Source organism: Halorubrum sp. C191 (assembly GCF_002727095.1).
Lineage (GTDB): Archaea > Halobacteriota > Halobacteria > Halobacteriales > Haloferacaceae > Halorubrum > Halorubrum ezzemoulense.
The window spans coordinates 35,493-53,476 of record NZ_NHNZ01000094.1 but is presented as its reverse complement, the minus strand read 5'-3'; the positions used below and the strand labels follow the sequence as shown (position 1 = coordinate 53,476).

Annotated in this window: 18 protein-coding genes; 11 read left to right on the top strand and 7 right to left on the bottom strand. The window is 69.4% G+C overall.

The features are described 5' to 3' along the window. Window positions 1-64 precede the first annotated feature (64 nt). Both Z052_RS08315 and Z052_RS08310 read right to left on the bottom strand, forming a co-directional pair. Window positions 65-1,192 (bottom strand): zinc ribbon domain-containing protein, encoded by a 1,128-nt coding sequence (locus Z052_RS08315; RefSeq protein WP_094519795.1) that lies wholly within the window; start codon window positions 1,190-1,192, stop codon window positions 65-67. A 39-nt stretch (window positions 1,193-1,231) separates the two neighbouring features. Beyond that, complete coding sequence (locus tag Z052_RS08310; RefSeq protein ID WP_086215870.1) at window positions 1,232-2,329, bottom strand: sensor histidine kinase; 1,098 nt, start codon at window positions 2,327-2,329, stop codon at window positions 1,232-1,234. A gap of 245 nt (window positions 2,330-2,574) precedes the next feature. On the opposite strand from Z052_RS08310, the gene Z052_RS08305 reads away from it, so the two are divergent. The 3 genes from Z052_RS08305 to Z052_RS08295 all read left to right on the top strand — a co-directional run bounded on the left by Z052_RS08305 (window position 2,575) and on the right by Z052_RS08295 (window position 5,503). Next, window positions 2,575-3,297, top strand: a complete 723-nt coding sequence (locus Z052_RS08305; RefSeq protein WP_094519796.1) for a metal-dependent hydrolase — start codon at window positions 2,575-2,577, stop codon at window positions 3,295-3,297. A gap of 315 nt (window positions 3,298-3,612) precedes the next feature. Beyond that, complete coding sequence (locus Z052_RS08300; protein WP_086215872.1) at window positions 3,613-5,010, top strand: sugar porter family MFS transporter; 1,398 nt, start codon at window positions 3,613-3,615, stop codon at window positions 5,008-5,010. A gap of 94 nt (window positions 5,011-5,104) precedes the next feature. Beyond that, on the top strand, window positions 5,105-5,503 hold the full coding sequence (locus tag Z052_RS08295; protein ID WP_094519797.1) for an OsmC family protein: 399 nt from the start codon (window positions 5,105-5,107) through the stop codon (window positions 5,501-5,503). Window positions 5,504-5,541: 38 nt separating this feature from the next. Here Z052_RS08295 and Z052_RS08290 read toward each other — a convergent pair whose 3' ends face one another. The 3 genes from Z052_RS08290 to Z052_RS08280 form a co-directional block, all read right to left on the bottom strand. Beyond that, window positions 5,542-7,578 carry a PAS domain S-box protein gene (locus tag Z052_RS08290; protein WP_394338385.1) on the bottom strand — a complete coding sequence of 679 codons (2,037 nt, stop codon included), beginning with the start codon at window positions 7,576-7,578 and terminating at the stop codon, window positions 5,542-5,544. A gap of 189 nt (window positions 7,579-7,767) precedes the next feature. Next, a complete protein-coding gene (locus Z052_RS08285) occupies window positions 7,768-8,385 on the bottom strand; it encodes a response regulator (RefSeq protein ID WP_099288963.1) in 618 nt (205 codons plus the stop codon). Between the two features lie 218 nt (window positions 8,386-8,603). After that, window positions 8,604-9,269, bottom strand: a complete 666-nt coding sequence (locus Z052_RS08280; RefSeq protein ID WP_094519799.1) for an O-methyltransferase — start codon at window positions 9,267-9,269, stop codon at window positions 8,604-8,606. A gap of 131 nt (window positions 9,270-9,400) precedes the next feature. On the opposite strand from Z052_RS08280, the gene Z052_RS08275 reads away from it, so the two are divergent. After that, on the top strand, window positions 9,401-11,074 hold the full coding sequence (locus Z052_RS08275; RefSeq protein WP_049929622.1) for a methylmalonyl-CoA mutase: 1,674 nt from the start codon (window positions 9,401-9,403) through the stop codon (window positions 11,072-11,074). A 39-nt stretch (window positions 11,075-11,113) separates the two neighbouring features. On the opposite strand, the gene Z052_RS08270 is transcribed toward Z052_RS08275, so the two are convergent. Then, window positions 11,114-11,917, bottom strand: coding sequence for a formate/nitrite transporter family protein (locus tag Z052_RS08270; RefSeq protein WP_049929623.1), 804 nt, complete (start codon window positions 11,915-11,917; stop codon window positions 11,114-11,116). Between the two features lie 112 nt (window positions 11,918-12,029). On the opposite strand from Z052_RS08270, the gene mce reads away from it, so the two are divergent. Then, on the top strand, window positions 12,030-12,416 hold the full coding sequence (gene mce / locus Z052_RS08265; RefSeq protein ID WP_094519800.1) for a methylmalonyl-CoA epimerase: 387 nt from the start codon (window positions 12,030-12,032) through the stop codon (window positions 12,414-12,416). Window positions 12,417-12,447: 31 nt separating this feature from the next. Here the strand turns inward: mce and Z052_RS08260 are convergent, their stop codons facing one another. After that, window positions 12,448-14,610, bottom strand: a complete 2,163-nt coding sequence (locus tag Z052_RS08260; protein ID WP_099288962.1) for a S9 family peptidase — start codon at window positions 14,608-14,610, stop codon at window positions 12,448-12,450. A 132-nt stretch (window positions 14,611-14,742) separates the two neighbouring features. Between Z052_RS08260 and Z052_RS08255 the strand changes: the two genes are divergently transcribed. From Z052_RS08255 to Z052_RS08230, 6 genes are all read left to right on the top strand, one after another. Beyond that, the gene (locus Z052_RS08255) at window positions 14,743-15,420 is read left to right on the top strand and encodes a cyclase family protein (RefSeq protein ID WP_080508532.1); all 678 of its coding nucleotides are present in this window, start codon (window positions 14,743-14,745) and stop codon (window positions 15,418-15,420) included. A 101-nt stretch (window positions 15,421-15,521) separates the two neighbouring features. Then, window positions 15,522-15,803 carry a 50S ribosomal protein L44e gene (locus tag Z052_RS08250; RefSeq protein ID WP_004595867.1) on the top strand — a complete coding sequence of 94 codons (282 nt, stop codon included), beginning with the start codon at window positions 15,522-15,524 and terminating at the stop codon, window positions 15,801-15,803. A gap of 2 nt (window positions 15,804-15,805) precedes the next feature. Continuing rightward, window positions 15,806-15,979 (top strand): 30S ribosomal protein S27e, encoded by a 174-nt coding sequence (locus Z052_RS08245; RefSeq protein WP_004595868.1) that lies wholly within the window; start codon window positions 15,806-15,808, stop codon window positions 15,977-15,979. Between the two features lie 18 nt (window positions 15,980-15,997). Continuing rightward, window positions 15,998-16,798 (top strand): translation initiation factor IF-2 subunit alpha, encoded by an 801-nt coding sequence (locus Z052_RS08240; protein ID WP_099288961.1) that lies wholly within the window; start codon window positions 15,998-16,000, stop codon window positions 16,796-16,798. Between the two features lie 52 nt (window positions 16,799-16,850). Further along, window positions 16,851-17,030 (top strand): RNA-protein complex protein Nop10, encoded by a 180-nt coding sequence (locus tag Z052_RS08235; RefSeq protein ID WP_049929627.1) that lies wholly within the window; start codon window positions 16,851-16,853, stop codon window positions 17,028-17,030. 77 nt (window positions 17,031-17,107) lie between these two features. Next, the gene (locus Z052_RS08230; protein WP_049929628.1) at window positions 17,108-17,860 is read left to right on the top strand and encodes a proteasome assembly chaperone family protein; all 753 of its coding nucleotides are present in this window, start codon (window positions 17,108-17,110) and stop codon (window positions 17,858-17,860) included. Window positions 17,861-17,984: the final 124 nt, after the last annotated feature.

Genomic DNA, 17,984 nt, shown 5'->3' with positions numbered 1-17,984 from the left:
GTTCGCGGAGGGGCAAGCGACGACCCATCGAAGGAAGCGACGACCGCGGCGGAGAGGCCCCGACTCACTCGGCGGAGTCAGCCGACTCGCGGACCGAGTCAGTCGCTGACTCCGCGCTCGAACCGTCGCCCACGGCGTCGTCCGCGGGACGGCCCGCGCCGCCGTCCGCGGCCTCGTCGTCGACCGCGGCCCTCTCGTCCGCGAGGCCGCCGAGCGACGGCGAGTCGACGCGGTCGCCGAACACCTCCGAGCGCGCGCAGTCGACGCAGTAGTGGTTGTGGCGGACTGAGTGGGTGCGGACGGGGACGCCGGCGACGAGCGTCTCGTCGCGGCGCCGCCTGACGAGTCCGCGGTCGAACTCTTGGCCGCAGACCACGCAGGGATCGTCGACGGACTCGGGCGGTCGGACGATCCGGTGGTCGACCGTCCGCTGCCGACCGAACCGCGTGATCCCGTGGCGGCGGTCGAGCCGTCGGCGGACTGGCGGAGCGACGCCGAGGCCGAGCCCCGCGAACGCGAGGCCGATCAGCGCGGCCGGCGGGGAGCCAGACTCGACCGAGAGGAACGCGATCCAGCCGCCGATCAGCAGCAGCAGCGCGGTCAGGACGTACGCGGAGGCGGTCTCGACCCGACCGCCGCCACCGTCGACGCTCGACGGGGCGCGCGCGGTCGTCTCGTCGCCGCGGACGAGTCGGCGCCGTTCGGCCAGCTTGGAGTAGTGCCACCAGCCGTACAGCAGGTTGCCGATGCCGCTGGTGAAGATGAACAGGAGGATGTGGACGCCGACGGAGCCGATTCCCCTGTCGACGAGGACGACGCGGTCGCCGTCGTCCCGCTCCACGTCCCACCCGGCGTCGAGGTGGTCCTGAACGCGGCGCCTGAAGGCGCGCTCGCTCTCGCCCGGGGACGGCTCCGAGCGGGAGGCGCGTTCCGCATCGCTCGGGCGCTCGGCCGCGTCGGTCCGGCTCTCTGACGCGGCCGGGGCGGACCCGTCGCCCGACCGCGACGCGCCGCAGTTCGAGCAGAACCGGTCGTCCTCGTCGAACGCCTCGCCGCACTCGGCGCAGTACGCGGCGGGGCCATCGAGGTCGGCGCCGCAGTCGGGGCAGAAGCTCGCCCCGGCCGGAACCGCCTGAGCACACTCGTGACACCGGTCGGTCGGCGGCGGGGCGTCGGTCCGCTTGGAGGGCATCGACAGTCGGTTCGCGCGGAGGCGTGTTAACTCCTCTCCTCACCGCCGGCGGAGCCGGATCGACACGTCGTTCCCGCCGAGGTCGCTCGCGCCGAACGAGAGCTCTCCGCCGAACGTCTCGACGGTCAGCTCAGCGAGCCAGAGCCCGAGCCCGCTTCCGTGGTGCGTCGGCGTTATCGCCGATCCGTCGCGGATCACGTCCCGCTCGTCGGCCGGGATCTGGGGGCCGTCGTCCTCGACGTGGATCACGACCCACTCCCCGGACGCCGCGCCCGAGAGGCCCTCCGCGCTCGTTATCCGGAGACGGACCCGGGGCTCCGGGCTCGGATTGTGCTCGATCGCGTTGTCGACGAGGCTGTCGACCGCGTACCGGAGCCGGCTGTCGGCCATCACCCGACCCGTCTCGCCGGTCTCGATCTCGATGTCGGCGCTCGGCGTCCGCTCTCGGTGGTCGTCGACGACGGCGCGCACCGTCGGTTCGGGGTCGATGTCGGCCACCTCGTCGGTCGGATGTTCGAGGACCTGACGGATGTGGTTGGCCTCGTCGGCCAGCTGTTCGAGCTCGTGGGCGGCGCGCTCGATCGTGGCCGCCACGTCGACCGTCTCGCCGCGTCGATCCTCCAGTTGGGCCAGCAACCGCGTCGTGTGGCCGGCGACGACGTTTGCGTTGTTACGGAGGTTGTGCCGGAGGATCCGGTTCAACACCTCCAGCCGCCGCTCGTTTCTGGACACCTCCGTGAGGTCGGTGTAGACCGCGAAGCCGCCGTCGGGGGTGTCGTCGTCCGCGTCGCCGGTCGCGTACGGGATCCCCCGGTAGAGGAACTCGCGGAGGCCGGTCGCGGTCTCACGGGTCACCTGCTGGTAGTTGATCGCGCCGGAGGCGGTGTTCGTGTCCAACTCCCTCGCCTCCGCGAGCTTCCAGTCGGGGACGACCCACTCGTTGAGCGACTCGCCGCGAATGTCGTCGGCCTCGTAGCCGAAGACGTCGACGAACGCCCGATTGACGTCGCTGACCGTTGGCTCTCCGTCGGCGAGCGTGAACTCAACGACTGCGTCCTGAACGTGTTCGATGAGGTGACGATATCGGCCGTCATTCGAGCCGTCCTCGACGCGTTCGTCGGTCGGCTCACCCGCCATGTCGAGGCTCCACTGTCACGGGCGTCGTAGGACGATCCGATTGTTAAGGCTGTATTCGCGGGAAGATATTGCGCAGGCCGCCGCTCGAACTGATCAGTCTGCGGAAAAACTGCGAAGACGAGACGAACAGACACCGCCGGTCGCGGTGCGGACCGGTTCGCCGTGGCCCCGCTCTCTATCGCGCGCCGATTGGGATCCGCAGCGTCGAGTTTTATTACCGTTCGCCGAGACGCATCGAACGGACCATGGAACTCACCTGGCACGGCCACTCCACGTGGCACGTCGTCGTCGACGACACGGAGCTGCTCATCGACCCGTTCTTCGACAACCCGAAGACCGACGTCGATCCCGCGGACCTCGACCCCGATTACCTGCTCTTGACCCACGGCCACGCGGACCACATCGCCGACGCGGCCGAGTTCGAGGACGCCACCGTGGTCGCCACCCCGGAGCTGACCGCCTACGTCCAAGAGAACTTCGGCCTCGCGAACACCGTGCCGGCCGGGGGGATGAACATCGGCGGCACCGTCGAGTGCGGCGACGCGTGGGTGACGATGGTCCGGGCGGACCACTCGAACGGCATCGAGAACGACCCGGACTACGCCGGCGGCATGCCGACCGGCTTCGTCGTGGGCGACAAGAAGCCGACCCAGGAGTCCGACCCGGACTGTACCACCTTCTATCACGCCGGCGACACGGGCCTGATGTCCGAGATGGTCGACGTGATCGCGCCGTACCTCGAGCCGGACGCCGCCGCCTTGCCCGCCGGCGACCACTTCACCATGGGGCCCGCCGGCGCGGGAATCGCCGCCGACTGGGTCGGCGCCGACGTCGTCTTCCCGATGCACTACGACTCGTTCGGCCCGATCGAGATCGAGACGCAGGAGTTCGTCAGCGAGGTGAAGGCGGCGGGGGCCGCCGCCGAGCCCGTCGTCCTGGACGGCGACGAGACGTACACGCTGGAGTAGCGCGAGGGGCGTCTCGTGCCCACGGCGACGGGGCTCCGACCGGGCTCTTTTCGCGAAACGACGACGCGTCCGCGGAGCGCGAGGGCCGCGCGAGGCACCGTTTCGAGCCCGCGTTCGGCGTACCACTGTCACGCGTCGAGTCCCGACTGCCGGGCGGACCGGTGATAAGATACTATTCGGATCCGAATAAATATAAGCCGTCCCAGTGGTAGATTTCGTCGCGCTCCGCTGACAGAAATATATTGAATATACGTAAATTAATAATAAATCAGAAGTCTTCTAAATAAAAGATGATTAGCGCCGGATCGGTACACCATGTCAACCGCCGATATGCGGGCCGCGATACGCGGAGACGGGGGACGGTTCGTGTACATCGTCTCCGCGCTCGCGGCGCTCAACGGACTCCTGTTCGGGTTCGACACGGGGATCATCTCCGGAGCCATCCTCTTCATCGACACCGCCTTTGAGCTGAGTCCCTTGGTGGAGGGGATCGTGGTCAGCGGCGCGATGGTCGGCGCGGCGGCCGGCGCGGCCGTCGGCGGGCAGCTGTCCGACCGAATCGGCCGCAAGCGCTTTATCCTGCTGTCGGCCGGGGTGTTCTTCCTCGGCTCGTTCCTCATGGCGGTCGCGCCCACCGTCGAGGTGCTCGTCGCGGGGCGGATGATCGACGGGATCGCCATCGGGTTCGCGTCGATCGTCGGCCCGCTGTACATCTCCGAGATTGCGCCCCCCGCCGTCCGCGGGGGGCTCACCTCGCTGAACCAGCTGATGGTCACCGTGGGGATCCTCTCGTCGTACTTCGTCAACTACGCCTTCTCCGGCTCCGGATCGTGGCGGATCATGCTCGGCGCGGGGATGGTCCCCGCCCTCGTGCTCGCCGCGGGGATGTCCCGGATGCCGGAGAGCCCGCGGTGGCTCTACGAGCGGGGCCGGACCGACGAGGCTCGCGCCGTCCTCCGTCGCACGCGCGACGGGGATATCGAGTCGGAGCTGTCGGAGATCGAAGCGACCGTCGAGGCCCAGTCCGGGAACGGGGTCCGCGACCTGCTCAGCCCGTGGATGCGCCCGGCGCTGATCGTCGGCCTCGGGCTCGCAGTCTTCCAACAGGTCACCGGGATCAACGCCGTGATGTACTACGCGCCGACGATACTGGAGTCGACCGCGCTCGGCAGCTCGCAGTCGATCCTCGCCTCGGTCGCCATCGGGACGGTCAACGTCGTCATGACCGTCGTCGCGATCCTCCTCGTCGACCGCGTCGGGCGGCGGCCCCTCCTGCTCGTCGGGACCGGTGGGATGATCGGGTCGCTCACCGTCGCCGGCCTTGTCTTCCAGTTCGCGGACCCGACCGGCGGAATGGGGTGGCTGGCGACGCTGACGCTGGTCTCGTTCGTCGCGTTCTTCGCCATCGGGCTCGGTCCGGTGTTCTGGCTGCTGATCTCCGAGATCTATCCGCTCGCCGTCCGGGGGAGCGCGATGGGGTTGGTGACCGTCGCCAACTGGCTCGCGAACCTCGTGGTGGCGCTCTCGTTCCCCGTGCTGCTCGACGGGATCGGCACGCCGATGACGTTCTGGCTGTTCGGCGCGTGTAGCCTCGTCGCGCTGCTTTTCACCTACCGCGTCGTGCCCGAGACGAACGGCCGGACGCTGGAGGCGATCGAGGCCGACCTCCGGGGGGCGACGGGACTGGGGTCCGACGCGTCAGAAGACGACTGAGGCCGGTCCGCCGCCCTCGGCGACGGGTCGCGGCGGTGTCGGCGTGCCGATGGCGGTAACTTTTATCCCCGCGAGTCCGAACTGCGAGACGACTATGGCAGACATCGAGACATCCACAGTTTCCGAGTCCGGATACGCCAGCACGAGTCAGGTCGGCGAGTTCGACCTCCAGATCGACGCGACCGACGAGACGGGACCGAACCCGAACGCGACGCTCGTCGCCACGTACGCCTCCTGTTACCTCCCGGCGTTCCGCGTCGGCGGCAACCAGCGCGGCGAGGAGGAGCTCGGGCAGATCCAGATCGACGCCAGCGCCGAGCTGGACGACCACGACGACCTCGAGTCGATCGCCTTCGACGTCCACGTCGAGGCCGACCTCGACGACGAGACCGCCGCGGACATCGCCGAGCGCGCCGAGGGTATCTGCCACGTTCACAGCGCTCTCCGCGAGGAGCTGAACGCCGACGTCAGCGTCTACACCGGCGCGTTCTAGCCGGGTCGACGCGGTCTTCTCTTTCCCGCGCCGTACGCTCAGCCCGACGACTCGGCGGTCTCCGCGGGCGACTCCGGCCGGTCGACGCCGGTGAACTCGAACCGAGCGCCGCCGCGTTCCCCCTCCGTCACCGCGACCTCCCAGCCGTGCGCCTCGGCGATGCGCTGGACGATGGAGAGCCCGAACCCGGTGCCGGTCTCCGAAGTCGTGTAGCCGCTCTCGAACACCTCGTCGCGGCGGTCCGCGTCGATCCCGGGGCCGTCGTCCGCGACGTAGAACCCGTCCGGGAGGTCGCCGACGACGACGCGGTCCCCGCCGTGTTCGTCGGCGTTGCGGAACAGGTTCCCGAGCAGCTGGCCGACCCGCCCGGAGTCGGCGCAGATCTCGCCGTCGGCCTCGACCGCGACCGTGACGCGAGGCTCTCCCTCCGTCTCGTCGCCGCCGAAGGGGTCCTCGCCCTCGGCCGACCCGAACGCGTCGTCGCTGTACCGGGCGGCCAGCTCGCCCAGGTGGACGGGCTCGAACGAGCCGACCGCCTCGCCCTGTTTGGCGAGCGTCAGGACGTCCTCGATGAGTCGCTCCATCTCGTCGAGCGCGCGCTCGCACCGGTCGAAGTACGAGTCGTCCCCGGTCTCGCGGGCGAGACGCAGGTACCCCGAGAGGACGTTGAGGGGGTTCCGGAGGTCGTGTGAGACGATGCTCGCAAACTCGTCGAGCCGCTCGTTCTCCCGTTCGATCCGGCGCTCGTACGCCTTCCGCTCGGAGATGTCCCGGCTGCTCGCGAGGAACCGGTCTTCCCCCTGAACGTCGATGCGTCGCACGTGGACCTCGACGGGGAACGTCGACCCGTCCGCGCGGGTGAACGTCGTCTCCAGCCGCACCGTCTCGTCCATCTCCAACCCCTGCCAGAGCCGTATCCCCTCGTCGGGCTCCAGCTCCGCGTCGACCTCCCATACGTCCATCCCGACGACCTCGTCGCGGTCGTACCCCAGCTCTCGGGTCATCTCCCGGTTGGCGTCGACGATCTCTCCCCCCTCGTCGTGGATGTCGATCATGTCGGGAGACCCCTCGAACAGCGCTTCGAGGCGCGCCGAGGTGCGTTCGAGCCGGCGCTGACGCCGTCGCTGCTCGGTCACGTCCCGAGAGATGCCGAGGACGCCGTCGAGCTCGCCGTCGATGACCAGCCGGCTGAAGTCGTAGTCGACGATGGCGTCCGACTTCGTCGGCAAGTCGACTTCCGTCGTCCCGGTCAGCGAGTCGCGGTCACCCTCGACGAGCGCCCGCCACGGGTCCCCGTCGCTCGCCGCTCGAACACGCTCGACGAGGCGACTCGACTCGCCGGCGAGCCCCTCCGGAGCGGCGTCGTACACCTCGGCGAGGTGGTCGTTGACGAGGGCGAACCGGCCGTTCGCGTCGTATGTACAGACGGACTCGGGCAGCTCGTCGACGATCCGCCGGTACCGTTCGAGGTCGCGTTCGCGCTCCTTCTCGTCGGTGACGTCGATGTGGATCCCGACGGCCCGCCGGGGCTCGCCGTCGTCGGTCCACTCGACGACACGACCGCGGTCGCGGATCCACTTCCAGTCGCCGGACTCCGTCCGCATCCGGTAGTCCGACTGGTAGAGGTCCGACTCGCCGGCGAAGTGAGCCTCGATGGCGCTCCACGCGGCGTCGATGTCGTCGGGGTGAACCCGCTCTTCCCAAGTGCCGAGCTCGAACGCCAACTCGTCGCGCTCGTGCCCCAGTATCGCCGCCCACCGCTCGTCGAACCGGACCTCGTCCGTCCGGACGTTCCAGTCCCAGACGCCAATGTCGGCGCCTTCCACGGCCAGCTGAAGGCGCTCGGAGAGCTCGCGGAGCTCTCGCTCCCGCTCTCGCCGCTCGGTCACGTCGCGGAAGTACAGCGCCCGCCCGCCGGGGGCCGGGTACGCGTTCACCACGAGGTCCGCGCCGAGCCGGTCGACGTGGTATTCGAACCGCTTCCCCTCGCCGGTCTCGGCGACCTCGCGCAGCGCCGTCTCGGTGTCGGTGCCGACGATCTCCGGGAACAGGTCCCAGATCCGCTCGCCGAGCACCTCATCCGGGTCGCGCTCGATGAACTCGGCCGCCCGCCCGTTGAGGTCTGTCTCTTACCCACAAGTTCACTGAGTCCCAAACAGACGTTTCAGACGCTGTCGAACCCAATCTATTCTCGGAAGATCGAGGTGAGGAGTGATTCGGACGGTGATATCGACAGTGGGGGTTGCTGAATGTGGTAAGCGAGATCAGCAAAATCGTCCCATAGAAGTGTTAAATCTGTAGATATCGAGGCTTCGGTCGGATTTATTGACCGCAACAACGACTCGATTTGTGGGTAAGAGACAGCCGTTGAGGTACGTCAGCCGCCACTCGGCGTCGAGTTCGCAGAAGGCGTCGCTGGTGTGCTCCAAGTGCGTGGCGAGCCGACGGTCGTCCCGCGTCTCCGAGACGAGTTCGGTCACCGCGCCCGCGAGCCGCGCGTACTGGTCGGCGGGCTCGCTCCGCCTGACGTACTCGTCGACCCCGGCGGAGATCGCCTCACTGGCGACCGCTTCGGACCCCGATCCGGTGAACAGGACGAAGGGCACGTCGCCGTGTCTGTCACGGACCGTTTCGAGCAGGTCGACCCCGTCGGTCTCCGCCAGTTCGTAGCCGGACACCACGCAGTCGAACGTCGCCGCGGACAGTGCGTCGAGCGCCGCGTCGGCGTCGACCGCCGTTCGCACCTCGATCCGGTCGTCGCGCGACTCGAGCCGCGAGGCGGCCGCCTCTGCGAATCCCAGTCCCCCGTCGACGACGAGCACGCGGACCGGCGACGCCGCTTTCGCTCCGGCCGTCCCGTCGGCTCTGTTCGCTCCGCTCATCCGGACTGATGTTTTCTATTCGACATGATAACCGTTTCGTTCGGTTTCACCGAATAACCGCCGAAACGGAGATACCGGAGCCAGCGGGGAGCAGCGCCGGCGCCGACGAGTACGCGAACCGGTGACGGCGCGTTCGCCCCGCCGTCCCGTCGGTCCCGTACGGTCCGCACACCCGGAGTAATATATGTAACTCGATATGATGACCGTTCCGTTCGATCTCATCGAACGACCGTCGAAACGGCGATTCCGGAGCCGACGGGGAGGATCGCCGTCTCCACCGCGTCGTCGGAGCGGACGGTCCCCACGTACTCGCCGATGCCGCGCGTCGCTCCGTCGACGGCGTCGTCCGGCAGCGGCTCGCCCGCCTCGAAGTGTGCGACGAGGGTCTCGAAGTCGATGGGCCCCCGGGCGATGTTGTCGGCGACGATCACGCCCCCGGACCGGACTTTCGGCAGGACGGTCCGGTAGGCGTCGGCGTACCGGCCCTTCTGGTGGTCGATGAGGACCACGTCGAAGGGCCCGTCGTAGCGGTCGACCGTCTCCATCGCGTCGCCGACCTCGAAGGTGACGCCGTCGGCGTAGCCGTGGTCGGCGGCGAACGCGACGCCGCGCTCGGTCTCGTCGGCGTCGAACTCGGTACAGACCACGCTCTCGGCGCCGCCGCGGAGGAACCACGTTGCCGAGTAGCCGAAGCCGGAGCCGAACTCGAAGACGCGGTCGGCGTCCGTCAGCCGCGCGAGCAGCCGGAGGACCGCCCCCGCCTCGGGACCGATGATCGGGAACCCCCACTCGTCGGCGAGGTCGGCCATCTCCGCTTGGACCGCGGTGTGGTCCGGCGCGGTCGCGGCGAGGAAGCGGCGCGCGGGGTCCGTGAGTACGTCCATGCGGCCGTGTCGAACGCGGGATACTTAAATCGCCCCCGCGAGGACGGGGTGCCGTGGCGCCGCCGGTCGCGCGGCCCGCGCCCGCCCGTCCCTGAAAACTGTTAAGTCCCGTTCGGTCGACCGATTTAGTAATGTACGACCCTGAGGAACTCGCCGAGATCCGGGAGGGCAAGGAGTCGTGGGAGGCGGGCACCTACGGCGAGACGGTCGACCGGTTCGGCGAGCGCGAGGAGACGTTCACCACCGACACCGGCGGGCAGGAGGTCGATCCGCTGTACACGCCGGCGGACGTCGACCTGGACTACCGCGAGGACCTCGGTTACCCCGGAGAGGAGCCGTACACCCGCGGCGTCTACTCGACGATGCACCGCGGGCGGCTCTGGACGATGCGCCAGTACGCCGGGATGGGCACCGCGGCGGAGACGAACGAGCGGTTCCGCTACCTCATCGACGAGGGCTCGTCGGGGCTGTCGATGGCGTTCGACCTCCCGACGCAGATGGGGTACGACTCCGACGCCGCGATGGCCGAGGGGGAGGTCGGGCGCTCCGGCGTCGCCATCGACACCCTCGACGACTTCGAGACCGTCTTCGACTCGATCCCCCTCGACGAGGTGTCCACGTCGATGACGATCAACGCGCCCGCCGCGGTGCTGCTCGCAATGTACGTCGCGATGGGGGACAAGCAGGGCGTCCCGCGCGAGCAGCTCCGCGGGACGATCCAGAACGACATCATGAAGGAGTACATCGCGCGGAACCTCTACATCTACCCGCCGAAGGAGTCGATGCGGCTGATCACGGACATCTTCGAGTTCTGCGCGGCGGAGACCCCGAAGTTCAACACGATATCCATCTCGGGGTACCACATCCGCGAGGCGGGGTCGACCGCGGCCCAAGAGATCGCCTTCACCCTCGGCGACGGGATCGAGTACGTCGAGGCGGCCCTCGACGCCGGGCTCGACGTCGACGAGTTCGCCCCGCAGCTCTCCTTCTTCTTCAACGCCCACAACAACATCTTCGAGGAGGCCGCGAAGTTCCGCGCCGCCCGCCGGATGTGGGCGAAGATCATGGACGAGCGGTTCGGCGCGGAGAACCCCAAGTCGAAGCAGCTGAAGTTCCACACCCAGACCGGCGGCTCGACGCTCACCGCCCAGCAGATCGAGAACAACGTCGTCCGCGTCTCCTATCAGGCGCTGGCCGCGGTCCTCGGCGGCACCCAGAGCCTCCACACGAACGGGAAGGACGAGGCGCTCGCGCTGCCGACGGAGAAGTCCGTCCGCACCGCGCTCCGCACCCAGCAGATCCTCGCGCACGAGTCGGGCGCCGCCGACACGATCGACCCGCTCGCCGGCTCGTACTACGTCGAGGACCTCACCGACGGGATCGAGGAGGAGGCGTTCGAGATCCTCGAGGAGGTCGACCGACGCGGCGGCATGCTGGAGGCCGTCGAGAGCGGCTGGGTCCAGCGCCAGATTCAGGACGTGGCCTTCGAGCGCCAGCAGGAGATCGAGGAGGGCGAACGGATCATCGTCGGCGTCAACGAGTTCGAGGTCGACGAGGAGCCCGAGATGGACTTAGAAGAGGTCGACCCCGATCAGGAGCAGAACCAGCGGGACCGCCTGAAGGGGGTCAAAGACGAGCGCGACGACGACGCGGTCGACGAGGCGCTCGCCGGACTGCGCGAGGCCGCACAGGGGACGGAGAACGTGATGCCGCACGTCGTCGACGCCGTGAAGGCGTACGCGACGGTCCAGGAGATATCGGACGTGCTCCGCGACGAGTTCGGGGAGTACAAGCCGGGGCGGTGAGGTCGGAGACGATCCGCGGTCGCCCCTGTCCGGGCGTTTTCAGTCCGCGCCGCGGACGACGTGACCGTACTTCAGCAGCGCGACGAACACCGCGCCGCCGACGGCGTTCCCGACCGTCGCCAGCGCGAGGAACGCGACGTAGTCCATCGGAGTGATCGCCGAGGAGACGATCAGCCCGAACAGTACCTCGACGTTGCCCGCGATCGAGTGCGGGAGGTGGAGCAGACCGATCGTTCCGGTGACTATCAACACGAGGAGGATCCGAGCGGTCGTGTCCTGCGCCGCCGCGACGAGCCACGCCAGCAGCCCCATGAGCCACCCGGCGAAGACGCCGCCGACGAACAGCCACGGGAGGTCGTGGTCGACCAGCTTCAACGCGATCGTCTCGAAGGAAGTCGGGTCGACGACGCCGAGTTCCGGCATCAGCAGCGTCACGAGCAGCGTGAACAGCAGCCCGCCGACGATGTTCCCCGCGTACACCAGTCCCCAGAGCCGGCCAAGCTGGCGGACCGAGGCCTGCCGATCGATCACCGGGATGACCGCCAGCGTCGTGTGTTCGGTGAAGAGCTCCGAGCGCCCTAGTATCACGAACATGAAGCCGACGGAGTAGACTGACGCCAACAGGAGCTCCGTCGTCAGATCGCCGAAGGTCCCCGGAGAAAGCGTCAACACGACTGCCATCATCAGCGGTCCGAACCCGATGTCGAGCCCGGCGGACAGTCCCGAGAGGAGGAGCCCGGACCGTTCGCGGTTCATCTCGTGGAGCCCGCTTTTGAGCAGCGACCCGAGGATGTTCCGCGAGGTCATCTGCTCCGTCGAGCCGCCTGTCTCTGAGTCGCTCACGGCTGGGTGATGATGCGGGGTACGGCAGGGACGCACCCAAACCTTGGGATAGGGGCAGGGCGACCGGGAACCGCGCGGTCATTATAAGTCGACGCCGCCGGAACTGAACCGTATGCGCTTCGACCACGTCGGCGTCGCGACCCGCGACGCGACCGACTTAGCCGACCTGTTCGGCGGCCTGCTCGACGCCCCGGTCGCCCACGAGGAGACGTTCGACGACATGCGGATCGTCTTTCTCGAACTTGACGGCGGTGGGTACTTCGAGCTGCTCGAACCGGACGCTGGCGGGACGATCGCGGAGTATCTCGACCGCGAGGGGCCGGGAGTTCACCACGTCGGGCTCGCGGTCGACGACCTGCCGGCGGCGCTCGGCCACGCGCGCGACCTCGGTATCGACCTCGTCGACGAGGAACCGCGCCCGGGGGCGTGGGGCCACGAGGTCGCGTTCTGCCACCCGCGGTCCACCGGCGGCGTCCTCGTCGAGTTCGTCGAACACTAAGAGCGGTTCCGCCGGAGGGAGCCGCCGCGATTCAGTCCGCCGCCTCGATCGCCGAGTCGTGCGTCTCGTACCAGCCGAGAATCTTCTCTAGCCGGTGGATCGCGCGGTCCGGGTCACCGATGTTGTGATGCTCGTCGGGGTAGACGACCAGCTCCGCGTCGACCCCCTGCTTGCGGGCGGCGACGTACAGCTGCTCCGACTGGGAGGGCGGACACCGCCAGTCCTCGCCGCCGGCCATCACGAGCAGCGGGGTCTCGATGTTCCCGGCGTCCAACATTGCCGTCGACGACGCGTACGCCTCGGGGTCCTCCCACGGGAGCCCGAACTCCGCCTCCAGCCAGACGTGGGTGTCGTCCGTGCCGAACGCCGAACGGAGGTCGTAGATGCCGTGCTCCGGCGCCGCGGCGGTGAACAGGTCCGGCTCCTGCGTGACGAGGAACCCCTGCGCGATGCCGCCGTACGAGAAGCCGTGGCCGAACACGCGGTCCGGGTCGACCCACCCGCGGTCCGCGAGCGACTCGACGCCCGCCGCGATGTCGTCGACCTCTGCGGTGCCCCACTTTCCGCTCAGTTCCGCGGTGAACTCCCGGCCGCGGGAGGTACCGCCGCGGTAGTTCGGCCGGAACACGAGGTACCCTCGGCTCGTCAGGGCGGCGTGGCCGAAGCTGAACACCGGCTCGTCGTACGACATCGGGCCGCCGTGGATCGCCACCACCAGCGGGTGGTCGCCGTCGTCCGGATCCACGTCGGGGCCGTGGTAGAGCACGCCGTCGAGCGTCCAGCCGTCAGACTCCCACTCGACGCGGCGGGCCTCCGGCATCGGGAACTCGTCGGTCAGCGACTCGTTGACGCTCGTGAGGCGGCGAAGGGAGTCGGGTTCGGCGGCCGCGTCGAGGTCGGTGACGTCGACCGCGTACAGGTCGGTCCCGGACTCCGGCTCAGAAAGGACCGTCACCGCGGTCGCCCCGTAGTCGGCGACGTCGAACCCGACCATGGCCCGGTCGCGGCCCTGCGCCTCGAAGACGCGCTCCGCGCTGCCGTCGGTCTCGACACGGACCAACCGGGTGTGGCTCTCGTCGGCGATCCGGGTGTAGATCGACCCGTCGACCCACTCGACCCCGCCGCCGCGGGCGATCGTCCGGTCGAGAGCGGCAGTGACCGAGGTCGGGGCGTCGCGGTCGTCGGCATCCGGGTCGTCGCCTTCCCGCTCGGCGGCGTCGACGAGGTACACCACCGCCGGCGCGGGCGGGTCGTCCGGGTCGCTCGCGGTCGTCGCGATCCGGTCGCCGTCCGGGTGCCACGCGGGCGCGCCGTGGGCGAGGTCGCCGCCCGTGAGCCGCTCCGCGTCGCCCCCGTCGGCCGACACCGCGTAGAGATCGCGGACGGTGGTGTCGTCGGGGCGGTCGAGCCGACAGGAGGTGAACGCGATCCGGTCGCCCGGCCCCCACGTCGGGTCCATGCCGGCGACGTCCTCGAACGCGCCGCCGCCGTGCGCGTCGTCGAGCCGCCGGGGGTCGGTCTCGGGGTCGTCGAGGTCGACGACGAAGAGGTACCGCGTCACGTCGTCGGTCCACCCGGCGCCGTTCACCTTGTGCTGAAGGCGGGTCGTCTCGATCGGGCCGCCCTCCTCGCGGACCTGGTCGAGGTACTCGGACTCCTCGTCGGTCGGGTCGCGCGACTCGATCACCACTCGGTCGCCGTCGGGCGACCAGTCGAACCCGGCGACGCCCTCGTCGCGCTCGGTCACCTGTCGCGCGTCGCCGCCGAGGGCGAGGTCGAAGATCCACACCTGCGGCTTGGGCCCGTCGTCGCCGCCGAGGTGGTCCTCGCCCTCACCGTCGGCCGATTCGTCGTCCGCGTCGTCCTCGCTCGCGTCGCCCTCCGCGTCGCCCGCGTCCTCATCGTCGCGGTCCCGCCAGCCGACCCGCTTCTCGGCGTCGCGATCGCGGGCGGCCACGAACGCGAGGCGGTCGCCGTCGGGTCCCCACGTCGGCGAGGCGGCGCCCGACGCGCTCGTCAGGCGGTGGGGCTCGCGGGAGCCGTCGGTCGGGACGACGAACAGCGAGGAGACCGCCTCGTCGGCGGCCTGGTCGTACTCGGTCGCGGTGAAGGCGACGCGGTCGCCCGCCGGTGAGACGGCGACCTCGCCGATCTGGGTCAGGTCGTAGTAGGCGTCGAGCGGCAGTTCCGACATGGAACCACCCAGCGGCGGGCGCAGGAAATACGTTCGGGCCGCGGAACCCCGCGGACGACGGCGGGCCGACCCCGTCGTGTCGGGGGCACTGACGGCGACCGACTTAACCGCGCCGCGGTCCGACCGCCGACCGTGTTCCGCGACCTCTCGCGACCGACCGAGACGGGGATGCCGACGTACCCGGGCGACCCCGACGTGACGCTCGCGCCCGACGCGACCCACGAGGCCGACGGGTACGCGACGAGCGAACTCCGGACCGGCACCCACGCGGGAACCCACGTCGACGCGCCTCGTCACACGCTCCCCGAGGGGGAGGCGATCGACGACCAGCCGGTCGGTCGGTTCGCCTTCGACGCGCGCCTCGTCGACCTTCGACCGCTGCAACCGCGAGCGGCGATTCCGCCCGAGGTGCTGCCCGAGCCGAGCGACCTCGACCCCGGCGTCGACCTCCTCGTCCTCCGCACCGGCTGGGCGTCTCACTGGGGGAGCGACCGGTACCGCGACCACCCGTACCTCACTGCGGCGGCCGTCGAGCGCTGTCGGGCCGCGGGCGTCGGGGTCGGCCTCGACACCTTCGGACCGGATCCGACGCCGGCGGCGAGCGGCGCGGCCGACGCGCGGTCGTCCGAACGGAACGAGCCGGACGGGACCCCCGCTCACGACGCGCTCTTGGGCGACTCGCTCCCGATCGTCGAGAACCTCCGCGCGCTCGACGGCCTCCCGTCGCGGTTTCGGCTGTACGCCTTCCCGCTCCGCCTTCGCGGCGCCGACGGGTCGCCGGTGCGCGCGGTGGCAGAGTGGGCGGACTGAGCGGCGCATCGAACGCTCGGTCAGGGGCGGCGTCTCGCCGGCGCCCCAGACCAAACCCGTTTTAAGCGTCGGCGACGAACCGCGTTTCAAGGTCGATATCCATGGAAATGCCACGCCGCTTCAACACGTACTGCCCCCACTGTGACTCCCACCACGAGCACGAGGTGGAGAAGGTTCGATCGGGTCGCGCGACCGGAATGAAACGCGACGCTCGGCAGCGACGCCGCGCGCTCGCGACCATCGGCAACGCCGGCGGGTACTCGAAGGTGCCCGGTGGCGACAAGCCGACGAAGAAGACCCACCTGAAGTACCGCTGCGGCGACTGCGGGAAGGCTCACATGCGCGAGGGATGGCGCGCCGGCCGTCTCACGTTCCAGGAGTAAGCATGGCGGGAGACTTCCACCGCGTCGCCTGCGGCGACTGCGAGAACGAACAGGTCGTCTTCGGCAAGGCCTCCTCCACGGTGTCGTGTGCGGTCTGCGGCACGACCCTCGCGACCCCGACCGGCGGTGAGGCCGAGCTTCACGGCGAGATCGTCGAAACCGTTGAGGCGCGGTAACCGCCTCGCATCTCCGTCATGAAGTACAGCGGCTGGCCCGACCCCGGCGAACTAGTGGTTGGCGAAGTCGACGAGATAGCCGACTTCGGCGTGTTCGTCGACCTCGACGAGTACGAGGACAAGCGCGGCCTCTGCCACATCAGCGAGGTCGCCTCCGGCTGGATCAAGAACGTCCGCGACCACGTCCGCGAGGGACAGACGGTCGTGGCGAAGGTGTTGGAGATCGACGAGTCGTCGAACCAGATCGACCTCTCGATCAAAGACGTCAACGAACACCAGCGCAAGGAGACGATCCAAGACTGGAAGAACGCCCAGAAGGCCGACAACTGGATGCTGATCGCGCTCGGCGAGGACGTCGACGACGACCGCTACACGACGGTCGCGAACGCCCTCCTCGCGGAGTACGAGAGCCTCTACGACGCCTTCGAGGCGGCCGCGATCAGCGGCGACGAGGCGCTCGACGACGTCGACGTCGACGGCGACACCGTCGACGCGATCGTCACGGCCGCCCGCAACAACGTCTCCGTCCCGTACGTCGACGTGACCGGGTACGTCGACCTCGAGTCCGCGGCCCCCGACGGCGTCGACGACGTGCGCGACGCCCTCGCGGCGGCTGAGGGGAACGGCGAGATCCCGGACGGTGTCGACCTCGACGTCGGCTACGTCGGCTCACCAGAGTACCGGATCAAGGTCCGCGCGCCGAACTACAAGACGGCGGAGTCGCAGCTCGAGGCCGCCGCCGAGCGCGCCCGCGAGTCGATCGAGGCCGCCGGCGGCGCCGGCGAGTTCCACCGCGAGCGCCGCGAAGACGACGAGTAGCGCCGATCGGCCGAGGACACGACCGTTTTCCCGTAACACGACCCTTCTATCCGTGAAATCAGATATCCGCGTCTGCGCGAACTGGGAGCGCGTCCACGACCGACCGGTGTACGCGCTCGGCGACCGCTGCCCGGAGTGCGACGGTCCCACCGAGAACAGCGCGCCGGCCCCGTTCGGGCCGGAGGACCCGTACGGCGAGTACCGGCGGCGGGCGCGACGACGGACGGAGTGACCCCTCGGTCGGTCGCGAGGACGGTACCGACGCGCGAATAGCCACGCTCTTGTGACCGCCGCCCGGACGGACGGGACATGGAGGACATCGAGATCGACGAGGTCGCGACGCCGGAGCTGGACGACCCGGTGTTGATCGAGGGGCTGCCGGGCGTCGGCCACGTGGGGAAGCTGGCGGCCGAACACATCTTAGAGGAGTTCGACGGGGAGTTGGTCCGCCGGGTGTACGCCACGGAGTTCCCCCCGCAGGTGAGCGTCGACGACGAGGGGGTCGCGGAGCTGACCTGCGCGGAGTTCCACGCCGTCGAGACGGACGGCGCCGACCTGCTCGTGCTGACCGGCGACCACCAAGCCGGGTCGAACGCGGGCCACTACCGGCTCACCTCGACGTTCCTCGACGTCGCCGCGGAGTTCGGCGCCGAGCGCGCGTTCGCCCTCGGGGGCGTCCCGACCGGCGAACTCGTCGAGGAGTACACCGTCCTCGGCGCGGTCTCCGACGGCGACCTCACCGCCGACCTGGAGGACGCGGGCGTCGAGTTCCGCGCGGACGAACCGGCCGGCGGCATCGTCGGCGTCTCCGGCCTCGTGCTGGGGCTCGGCGGTCGCCGCGGCTTCGACGCCACGTGCCTGATGGGCGAGACGAGCGGCTACCTCGTCGACCCGAAGAGCGCGCGGGCCGTGCTGGAGGTCCTCGAAGCCGTCCTCGATCTGCGCGTCGACTACGAGAGCCTCGAGGACCGCGCCGAGGAGATGGAGGAGGTCGTCGGCAAGATCCGCGAGATGCAGGAGGGGCCGGCGGTGCCGGACGACGACCTCCGGTACATCGGCTGAGCGCGGGCAGACCCTCGACGCAGTCCGGCAATTTTTCTCTTCCTCGCCCACGCGCTGCTCCGCCGTCCGCCGACCGGGACTCCCGCTTCCGGCAGAGCTAAACCGCATCCCCGATCATCGTTCG

Coding starts and splice junctions, on each gene's coding strand:
- Z052_RS08315 (WP_094519795.1), bottom strand. CDS start 1,192: ATGCCCTCCAAGCGGACCGACGCCCCGCCGCCGACCGACCGGTGTCAC.
- Z052_RS08310 (WP_086215870.1), bottom strand. CDS start 2,329: ATGGCGGGTGAGCCGACCGACGAACGCGTCGAGGACGGCTCGAATGAC.
- Z052_RS08305 (WP_094519796.1), top strand. CDS start 2,575: ATGGAACTCACCTGGCACGGCCACTCCACGTGGCACGTCGTCGTCGAC.
- Z052_RS08300 (WP_086215872.1), top strand. CDS start 3,613: ATGTCAACCGCCGATATGCGGGCCGCGATACGCGGAGACGGGGGACGG.
- Z052_RS08295 (WP_094519797.1), top strand. CDS start 5,105: ATGGCAGACATCGAGACATCCACAGTTTCCGAGTCCGGATACGCCAGC.
- Z052_RS08285 (WP_099288963.1), bottom strand. CDS start 8,385: ATGAGCGGAGCGAACAGAGCCGACGGGACGGCCGGAGCGAAAGCGGCG.
- Z052_RS08280 (WP_094519799.1), bottom strand. CDS start 9,269: ATGGACGTACTCACGGACCCCGCGCGCCGCTTCCTCGCCGCGACCGCG.
- Z052_RS08275 (WP_049929622.1), top strand. CDS start 9,401: ATGTACGACCCTGAGGAACTCGCCGAGATCCGGGAGGGCAAGGAGTCG.
- mce (WP_094519800.1), top strand. CDS start 12,030: ATGCGCTTCGACCACGTCGGCGTCGCGACCCGCGACGCGACCGACTTA.
- Z052_RS08260 (WP_099288962.1), bottom strand. CDS start 14,610: ATGTCGGAACTGCCGCTCGACGCCTACTACGACCTGACCCAGATCGGC.
- Z052_RS08250 (WP_004595867.1), top strand. CDS start 15,522: ATGGAAATGCCACGCCGCTTCAACACGTACTGCCCCCACTGTGACTCC.
- Z052_RS08245 (WP_004595868.1), top strand. CDS start 15,806: ATGGCGGGAGACTTCCACCGCGTCGCCTGCGGCGACTGCGAGAACGAA.
- Z052_RS08240 (WP_099288961.1), top strand. CDS start 15,998: ATGAAGTACAGCGGCTGGCCCGACCCCGGCGAACTAGTGGTTGGCGAA.
- Z052_RS08230 (WP_049929628.1), top strand. CDS start 17,108: ATGGAGGACATCGAGATCGACGAGGTCGCGACGCCGGAGCTGGACGAC.